Consider the following 7,828-nt stretch of genomic DNA (forward strand, 5'->3'; position numbering starts at 1 on the left):
GGTGGGGGGTCAGGGCGGTTGTGATTAGGGCTGCTAGTTGTTGGGCGGTGTTGAAGTGGGGGGTTAGGCGGGTCTTGGTCATGGCGAAGGAGGTGGCGGTGGTGGTGTCGGCGTAGACGTAGCTGCCGCCGCCGCCGACCCAGCCGAACGTGGTGGGTGAATCGTTTGGGCTGGTGCCGATGCGGCCCAGTGGGTAGCCGAGGGCCAGGCGTGCTTGGTTGCCGAAGACCTGGTCGGTGCCTTCGAAGGCCACCGCCGTCACTTCCTGGAGTTGGTGCGAATCCATTAGCCGGCCGTCTAGGACTGCGGCGTTCATGGCGGCGATTCCCCGTGCGGTGAAGGTGCCGACCGACGGGATGTCGGCTTCCAGGATGTCTTGGCTGTTGGCCATGGCCGCGGTCGGTTGCAGTTCCCAGGGCGCGAGAATTGCGTCGCCGTCGGGTGGGACGGTCGGGCTTGGGGCGGAGTCTTCGATGCGTGCCAGGCGGGGCAGGTCGGTTTTGGGTACGCCGAAGTACAGGTCGCCGTCGATGTCGAGGGGTGTAGTGATCCACTCGTGTAGGAGTTGCCGCATCGGTTTGCCCGTGACCCGGCGTGCGATCTCGCCGACTAGGAAGCCGAAGGTGAATGAGTGGTAGCCCGTTTTGGTCCCGGGGCGCCATTGCGGTTCGGCGTCGGCGATCGCGGTGCAGACTCGCGACCAGTCGGGCAGGTCGGCAGGGGTGATGGTGCGTGGCATTGCCGGAACGCCGGCCGTGTGGGTGAGCACGTGCCGGAGAGTTGTGGCCGCCTTGCCTTGGGCCCCGAACTCTGGCCACAGGTCGGCCACGGGTGTGTCGTATCCGACCGTGCTGTTCTTGACTAGCAGGTGCGCGATCAGCGCCGTCATGGTCTTGCCGGAGGAGAAGCTGAAGAATGGGGTTTGCGGGGTCGTCCTGCGGCCGGTCTGGCTGTCGGCTACGCCGGCGACGGCGTCGACGACGAGAGCACCATGGTGGTAGACGGCCACCTGCAAGCCGGTTTCGGCTCCGGTGTCGACGAGTTCGTCGAGGACGCCCTGGACCTTCTGCTGCAGTGAGGGCATCGCCGTCACCGGCTCGGCCACGTGTAGCGAGTCTGGCTGGACGCCGGCAGCTTGCCGAAAGCGAATCCGGCGGTCGGCGCGACTCGATACAGCCTGACGTCGCCGGCGATGACCGCCTCGCCCATCCGGTACCAGGTGCCCTCGGGGTTGGTCAGATGCGCGCCGTATTTGCGTTCGAAGTCTGCGACGGCCTGTTCGCGCTTCGCTCGCTCGTCCACGACGGATGCGACACCCTCGATGACGACGTCCACACCGGTCAAAGTATTCGTGCCGGTCGTCAGTGTGCAGCGGGGGTTGTCATCGAGGTTCTGCGCCTTGCGCTCCTGGCCGCCTGTGGTGAAGCACATGCCATCCAGGCTCCATGCCACCAGCAGCGGCGTCACGTGCGGTCGCCCGTCGGGCCGCACTGTAGAAAGCCAGAAGACCTCCGCCTCAGCGAGGATCGCCAGCGTCGACGTCCAGGGCGTCGCTTGCGCGCCTGGAGACGAGAACGGTCCCAGCGCGGCTTCCGGTTCGTGGCTCATCAAGCCCTCCAGTGTGGTCTACCTGTGGTCTTGATGATGACCTGCGCTCGCCAAGAAACTCATCGGTCTGCGCGTGTACCCGAGTTGTCTGTATTGGCGGCTGGGGTCAGGGGGTTGCCGGTGGCGTGGAGGGCCAGGGCGGCGGCGCCGAAGAGGCCGGCGTCCCGGGACAGCGTTGTGGGCGATACGCGCAGGTCGCGGAGGTAGGGCATGCCCGCACGGGCGGTGATGGCGGTGCGGAGCGGGGCCAGGAGGAGGTCGCCGGTGGCCGCTACGCCGCCGCCTAGGACGACGTTCTGGATGTCCAGGACGGAGGCGGTGTTGACGATCGCGGTGGCGAGGGCGTCGGCGGCGCGGTGGAAGGCTGCGAGCGGGATGGCGGCGCCTTCGCGGGCGGCGGCCGCCAAGGCCTTGGCGTCGGGGCGGCCGGTGGCAAGCGTCCAGCCCTGGGCGAGGGCCCAGCGGACCATGCTGGGGCCGCCGGCGATCGTCTCCAGGCAGCCGCGGGCGCCGCAGACGCAGGGCTCGCCGTCGAGGTCGAGGATGACGTGGCCGATGTGGCCGGCGTTGCCGGTGCGTCCCGTCCAGGGGCGGCCGTCGATGATGAGGCCGCCTCCGACGCCGGTCGACACGACGATGCCGAGGAGGGACGAGCCGCCGTGGCCGCCGCGCCACCATTCGCCGAGCGCCATGCACTGGGCGTCGCCCGCGAGGGAGACGGGGACTCCCGGCACGAGGCGCTGGACGGCGGAGACGAGCGGGTAGCCGCGCCAGCGGGGGATGTTGATCGGGCTGACCGTGCCGGCGACCGTGTCGATCGGGCCGGCCGAGGCGATTCCCACGGCCGTCAGGCCGGGGGCGGCGAAGTCGGCGACGAGGCCGCGGAGGGTGGCGGTGGGCGACTGGCCGACGGGGTGCTCGGCGCGGTCGAGGAGGGTCCCGGTGGCGTCGATGCGGGCGACGGCGAACTTGGTGCCGCCGATGTCGAGGGCGAGGACGGTCATGGCTCGATGCTGGGGAGCGCGCGGTAGAGGGTGCCGTTTCCGGTGAGGCTCGCCGCGGGCGCGGCGGCCGGGATGAAGGCGGCTTCGCCTCGGTTGAGGGTCAAGGTGCGATCTGTCGTGAGATGGGCTTCGCCTTCGACGCAGAGAAGTGTCTGCGGAAGGCCGGTGGGGAGGACGTCGGGGTCTTCGGTCAGGTCGTGACGGGCCAAAGTGAATTCTTCGGCGGCGGCCTGGTAGTGCAGGTCGGCTGTCGGTTCGATGCGGTCGGGGGTGGTCGGGGCGAATTCGACCACGCGCATCAGTTCGGGGACGTCTATGTGCTTCCCCGTGAGGCCGCACCGGAGGACGTTGTCGGAATTGGCCATCACCTCGATGGTGAGGCCGCCCAGGTAGGCGTGGGGTACTCCGGCGTCCAGGAAAAGGGCCTGGCCGGGCTTGAGCCGCACGTGGTTGAGCAGGAGTGCGGCGAGGATGCCGGGGTCGCCCGGGTACGCACGGGCGATGTCGGCGTAGACGCCGGTCAGCGCCGGTTCCACGGCGGCCTGGATGGGCCGGGACGTCTCGTCCAGCATCTGGGTCAGGACGGTTTGGAGCGCTTGCGCGGGGGGCTCGTCGCGGAGCGTCCCGATCCATGGGCGCAGTTCGGCGACCGTCAGGCTTTCGAGTAGATCGGCGGTTTCGGCGGGGTCTCGGAAGCCGCAGAGGCCGTGAAAGTCGGTCAGGGCGCAGACCATCTCCGGCTTGTGGAAAGGGTCCTTGTAGGTGCGGCTGTAGTCGTCGACCGGAATGCCTTGGGCTTCCTCGCGGGCGAATCCGGCTTCGGCCTGTGCCGTGGTCGGGTGCACCTGAAGGGAGAGCGGTTTTTCGACGGCCAGGACTTTGAGCAGATAGGGCAGTGACGCCCCGAATCGGCCGGTCGACGGGGCACCGAGCATTCCGGCCGGGTCGCGTTCGATGAGGACGTCCAGGGGTGTTCCGGCCACGCTGGACGGGGCGGCGGGGTGCGCGCCGACCCACAGTTCGGCCTGCGGGCGTCCGTCCGGCTCGACGCCGAGCAGCGCGGGCAGCGCGGTCCGCGACCCCCAGTCGTAGGGCCGGATCACGGTGGTCAGCGGCAGTGGCACCAACCTGCGCGATCTCCTCACTCGGCGCGCCGCGACGGGAGGACGGCGCTCGTGAGGACAGCGTACAAGCGCCGGCGGGCTGATGATCTCAGGCCCGCATCCGGACCGCGTAGGCGGTGAGGCGGGTCGTGAGGCGCAGGGCGCCGGGGCCGTGCCAGTCCGCGCGGCGGGCCGGCCACGCGTAGCACGGCGCGCCGTCGCTGATCAGGCCCTCGATGCCGGGCAGGCCCAGCGACTCGGCCGCGAACTCGTACAGCGGGACGAGCCGCGGCACGATCACGCCGTAGTCGAGGGCGCGCGGCAGCAGTCCCTCCGCCGCGACCAGGTCCCCGGCCAGCAGTTCGTCCAGCGGGTACCGCTCGGGGAACGCGCGGCGCAGGTCCAGGAAGAACCCGACCGACCCGCCGCGCGGGTCGCCGAGCAGCCCGCCGAGGGGCGCGAACACGCCGAGCGCCAGCCTGGGCCGCGCCACCAGCGCGTGCGCGTACAGGACGCGGACGAGCGCGACGTTCATCAGGAACCGCTCGGCCGGCAGCTCGGCGAGGGCGAGCGGTTCGGCACCGAGGTAGCCGGCGACGACGCTGGCGTTGTGGGCGCGGTACCAGGCCGCCGGCGACGGGTCCCGGAGGAACGCGCCCCACAGGCGGACGCCGCGCGACGACGGTTCGCCGCGGTGGCCGCCGTCCAGCAGCGCGGCCTCCGCCTTGTCGCGCAGCAGCCGGTCGTTGACCGCACGCCACCAGCGGCTGCCCGGTGGCTCCCCGCCCGGTGGATTGAGGACGCCGCGGGCGATCTCCCACCGCAGGAAGCTCAGCTCGGCGCGGCCGTAGCGGACCAGGTCGCCGGCGTAGAAGGCGGCGGCGAGCCGGAGCCGTCCCGCCGCGCCCTTCGCGGCGTCCCGCACCCTGGTGTCCGCCGCCTCCGCCGCGTCGGTCATGCCCCGCCTCCGATCAGCCGGCCCCCTACTCCATGCACGGTGCCCGTTACGGCACGGGTTCAGCACCGGCCTGGTGAACCTTGTGGGGTCTTGTCAGCGAACTGATAAGCGGGGACGTCGGCCGTTCGGCCGAGCCCCTAAGATGAACGCTCAGGGGGTGGTGGACGTGGGCAAGCACAACAAGCCGGCGACGCGGGCGTGCCCCGGCTGCAACGGCACCGGAACCAGCACCGCCACCCGCGAGCAGTGCAACGTCTGCCGCGGCACCGGCCGTATCTGAACCCCGCGGGTCAGCGCTGCCTGATCACCGGTCCGGCGGGTTCCGCACGCACCTGGAGCGCCGGTCGCCGGCGCCGCGACTGCGTGAGCGTGACCGCGAGGGCGGCGGCACAGGACGTCCAGGCCAGGACGGAGTAGCCGCCGGCCGACAGCACGACGGTGGAGAGCAGGCTCGCCGCGGCGGCGATCATCCAGACGGCGGCGTCGACGGCGCCCTCGACGTGCGGGCGTTCCGCTTCCGGGAGGTCGCGGGCGAGGCGGCCGCTGCCGCCGACGAAGCAGAGGTTCCATCCGTAGCCGAGCAGGAAGAGCGCCACGGGACGTCCCAGCGAGCCGGTCGCGACGGCCGCGAGAGCCGTGGAGAGCGCCAGGGTGAGCAGCCCGCCGAGGATCACCGGGCGGTGGCCGAACCGGTCGAACAGGCGGCCGGACACCGGCGACAGGGCGAACATGCCGAGGGTGTGCGCGGACAGCGTCATGCCGACCGCCCCAAGGCCGTCGCCGTGCATGTGCATCTCCAGCGGCGCGGCCGTCATGACGGCGACCATCACGACCTGCGCCGTCACCATCACCGTCAGCGCGGAGCGCGCGGCCGGCGTCCGGACCAGCCTGCGGAACGGCGGCGGGGCCTGTGCACCGGCCCGGACGCGCGGCCCGCCGGTCGCGGCGAGGGCCGCGGCCGCGCAGGTGAGGGCGGCCAGCAGGAACGGCCCGGTGAACGCCGTCCAGCCGATCGCGGTGGCGGCCGCGCCGGACGGGTCGAGCAGCAGCGGGCCGCCGACGGCGCCGGCCGCCGAGCACCACACGACGAGCCCGATGGCGGAGCCGCGCCGTCCGGGCGGCCGGAGATCGGCGGCCGCGTACCGCGAGAGCTGGGCGCCGGCGTTGCCGAGCCCGAGCAGCAGCAGGCCGAGGCAGAGCCCGACGACGTCGCCGTTCGCGACCGCCACGGCGGCCAGGCAGGCGCCCGCGCCGGCGGCGGCGTAGCCGAGGACGAAGGTGGCGCGCCGGCTCATCCGCCGCACCAGCCGGGTCAGCGCCAGCGCGCCGAGGCCCGTCCCGACGATGCCGGCGGTGTTCGGGACGCCTCCCCAGCCGGCGCCGAGGCGGTCCGCGGCGACGAGGGTGCTGGTCGCGCTCGCCGCGGCCATGGACGCGTTCATCAGTGCGGTGCCCGAGCAGAGGGCCACCATCGGACGAGATCGCATGCCTTAACGCTAGAAAACACCGTTTCGACGGGGAAGGCGATATCCCTGGTGTTCGGTCGTCTCCGCCTCTAGTTTGGAAGGCATTTCCGCGAGAGGACTTTCCACATGGACCGGGAGCTGGATCAGACGGACTGGCGCATCATCGCCGAGCTGCAGCGGGACGGGCGGCTGTCGTTCAACAGGCTGGCGGGGCTGGTGAACCTGTCGTCCCCGGCGGTCGCCGAACGGGTGCGGCGCCTGGAGGAGGCCGGCGTGATCGCCGGTTACCAGGCGCGGATCGACCCGGCGCGGGTCGGGCAGCCGCTGACGGCGTTCGTGCAGATGCGCTGCGCCCTCGGCCGCTGCCTGCTGAAGACCACCGCCGCAGAGGACCTGCCCGAGGTCACCGAGATCCACAAGCTCAGCGGGAACTGGTGCTCGATGCTGAAGGTGCGGGTCGCCTCGATGCCGCACCTGGAGGGGCTGCTGGAGCGGCTCGGCGAGCACGGCGAGATGAACTCGCACATCGTCCTGTCGACCGCCTACGAGGGCCGCGCCGTCGAGCCACCGTCCCCGGGCACCCGGACGATCACCGCGTCCACCGGCTGGACCCGCTAGCGACCACCGGCTCGGCGCGACCAGGTCTGCTGCGAGCACCATTGGCCCCGCCGGGACGAAAGGGACCGCCCGACGCCCGAGTAGCGGACAGGATCCGACCTGAACACCTTCTAACGTCGATGTCACGTAACCGACGCTGGGAGGACCCAATGCCGATCCCCGAGGGCTACACGACCGTCACGCCGTGGATCATCAGCCGCGACACCGCCGCGGTCATCGACTTCATGACGAAGGCGTTCGACGCGGAGGAGATCGCCCGCGTCGTCGATGACCGGGGAGTCATCGGGCACGCCGAGGTCCGTGTCGGCAACGCGATCGTGATGCTGTTCGACGCCGACCCGAGCTGGCCCGCCACACCCGCCTTCCTGCGCCTCTACGTCGAGGACGCCCACGCCGTCCACCGGCAGGCCGTCGCCGCCGGCGGCACGTCCGTCACGGAGGTCACGCACCTGGCCTTCGGCGACATCGTCGGCCGCGTCCGGGACCCGTTCGGCAACCTCTGGTGGATCCAGACCCGCATCGAGGACCTGACCCCCGAGGAAATGGGACGGCGCATGACCGACCCGACCTTCACCAAGGCCATGGAGTACGTCCAAAGCGCCGACTTCTTCCCCACCTCCTAACCCGGCGCAGCAGCGACTGCAAGGCGTCGGGGCCGCGTTGCTCGTACCGGGGGCGCTGGCGCTCATTCAGGCCGCGTTCCATCCCGACGACCGGGCGCGGACGGTCGGTGTGTGGTCGTCGAGCTTGGCGGCCGACTCGGCACGGTGGTCGGGCAGCAGCTTGGCCGAGGTGACCGGGCATGAGCGGGGTCGCCGGCGCGTCCGGGCCGCCGCTCCGGCGGCGCGGTGGTCGATGTCGCGGGGTGGCTGTGGGTGTGCTGGATCAACGTCCCGATAGCGGCGGTGGCGGCGGTGCTGGTGTTCCGTCACGTTCCCGATTCCCGCGATGTGGGAGCGGGCCGCGTCGCTTCGACGTGGCCGGAGCCGCGCTTGCGGTGATCGGTCTCGGCGGCCTGACCTACGGGGACATCGGGCCTACCCATCAGGAGTGGGCGGTGGGGGTGAGGGG

10 protein-coding genes are annotated in these 7,828 nt (G+C 71.4%); 3 read left to right on the plus strand and 7 right to left on the minus strand.

What is annotated here, in order from left to right; translation table 11 throughout:
- From E1293_RS41465 to E1293_RS41485, 5 genes are all read right to left on the minus strand, one after another.
- Window positions 1-1,105: serine hydrolase domain-containing protein (locus tag E1293_RS41465; RefSeq protein WP_243717350.1), on the minus strand; the 1,105-nt coding region annotated here is incomplete at its 3' end.
- Window positions 1,090-1,608 (minus strand): pyridoxamine 5'-phosphate oxidase family protein, encoded by a 519-nt coding sequence (locus E1293_RS41470; protein ID WP_132204720.1) that lies wholly within the window; start codon window positions 1,606-1,608, stop codon window positions 1,090-1,092. The genes E1293_RS41465 and E1293_RS41470, both read right to left, overlap by 16 nt.
- A 59-nt stretch (window positions 1,609-1,667) precedes the next feature.
- Entirely contained in the window at window positions 1,668-2,612 is a 945-nt protein-coding gene (locus E1293_RS41475; protein WP_132204722.1) for an ROK family protein, read from the minus strand.
- Window positions 2,609-3,736: a mannose-6-phosphate isomerase, class I gene (gene manA / locus E1293_RS41480; protein ID WP_243717352.1), complete on the minus strand. Its 1,128-nt coding sequence runs from the start codon at window positions 3,734-3,736 to the stop codon at window positions 2,609-2,611. Before manA ends, E1293_RS41475 begins: the two co-directional genes overlap by 4 nt.
- 88 nt (window positions 3,737-3,824) lie before the next feature.
- Window positions 3,825-4,673, minus strand: coding sequence for a hypothetical protein (locus E1293_RS41485; RefSeq protein ID WP_132204724.1), 849 nt, complete (start codon window positions 4,671-4,673; stop codon window positions 3,825-3,827).
- A gap of 142 nt (window positions 4,674-4,815) precedes the next feature.
- Here E1293_RS41485 and E1293_RS48140 point away from each other — a divergent pair, with 142 nt between their 5' ends.
- Window positions 4,816-4,953 carry a hypothetical protein gene (locus tag E1293_RS48140; protein ID WP_165978637.1) on the plus strand — a complete coding sequence of 46 codons (138 nt, stop codon included), beginning with the start codon at window positions 4,816-4,818 and terminating at the stop codon, window positions 4,951-4,953.
- A gap of 10 nt (window positions 4,954-4,963) precedes the next feature.
- On the opposite strand, the gene E1293_RS41490 is transcribed toward E1293_RS48140, so the two are convergent.
- Window positions 4,964-6,160 (minus strand): MFS transporter, encoded by a 1,197-nt coding sequence (locus E1293_RS41490; protein WP_132204726.1) that lies wholly within the window; start codon window positions 6,158-6,160, stop codon window positions 4,964-4,966.
- Between the two features lie 105 nt (window positions 6,161-6,265).
- Here E1293_RS41490 and E1293_RS41495 point away from each other — a divergent pair, with 105 nt between their 5' ends.
- Window positions 6,266-6,757 carry an Lrp/AsnC family transcriptional regulator gene (locus tag E1293_RS41495; protein WP_132204728.1) on the plus strand — a complete coding sequence of 164 codons (492 nt, stop codon included), beginning with the start codon at window positions 6,266-6,268 and terminating at the stop codon, window positions 6,755-6,757.
- Window positions 6,758-6,906: 149 nt separating this feature from the next.
- On the plus strand, window positions 6,907-7,380 hold the full coding sequence (locus E1293_RS41500) for a VOC family protein (RefSeq protein WP_132204730.1): 474 nt from the start codon (window positions 6,907-6,909) through the stop codon (window positions 7,378-7,380).
- A 66-nt stretch (window positions 7,381-7,446) separates the two neighbouring features.
- Here the strand turns inward: E1293_RS41500 and E1293_RS41505 are convergent, their stop codons facing one another.
- Window positions 7,447-7,689, minus strand: coding sequence for a hypothetical protein (locus E1293_RS41505; RefSeq protein WP_132204732.1), 243 nt, complete (start codon window positions 7,687-7,689; stop codon window positions 7,447-7,449).
- Window positions 7,690-7,828: the final 139 nt, after the last annotated feature.

Source organism: Actinomadura darangshiensis, assembly GCF_004349235.1.
Lineage (GTDB): Bacteria > Actinomycetota > Actinomycetes > Streptosporangiales > Streptosporangiaceae > Spirillospora > Spirillospora darangshiensis.

What these genes read in the sequence shown, in the direction of transcription:
- E1293_RS41490 (WP_132204726.1), bottom strand. Translation starts at nt 6,160, where the DNA reads ATGCGATCTCGTCCGATGGTGGCCCTCTGCTCGGGCACCGCACTGATG.
- E1293_RS41470 (WP_132204720.1), bottom strand. Translation starts at nt 1,608, where the DNA reads ATGAGCCACGAACCGGAAGCCGCGCTGGGACCGTTCTCGTCTCCAGGC.
- E1293_RS41485 (WP_132204724.1), bottom strand. Translation starts at nt 4,673, where the DNA reads ATGACCGACGCGGCGGAGGCGGCGGACACCAGGGTGCGGGACGCCGCG.
- E1293_RS41475 (WP_132204722.1), bottom strand. Translation starts at nt 2,612, where the DNA reads ATGACCGTCCTCGCCCTCGACATCGGCGGCACCAAGTTCGCCGTCGCC.
- E1293_RS41500 (WP_132204730.1), top strand. Translation starts at nt 6,907, where the DNA reads ATGCCGATCCCCGAGGGCTACACGACCGTCACGCCGTGGATCATCAGC.
- E1293_RS48140 (WP_165978637.1), top strand. Translation starts at nt 4,816, where the DNA reads ATGAACGCTCAGGGGGTGGTGGACGTGGGCAAGCACAACAAGCCGGCG.
- E1293_RS41495 (WP_132204728.1), top strand. Translation starts at nt 6,266, where the DNA reads ATGGACCGGGAGCTGGATCAGACGGACTGGCGCATCATCGCCGAGCTG.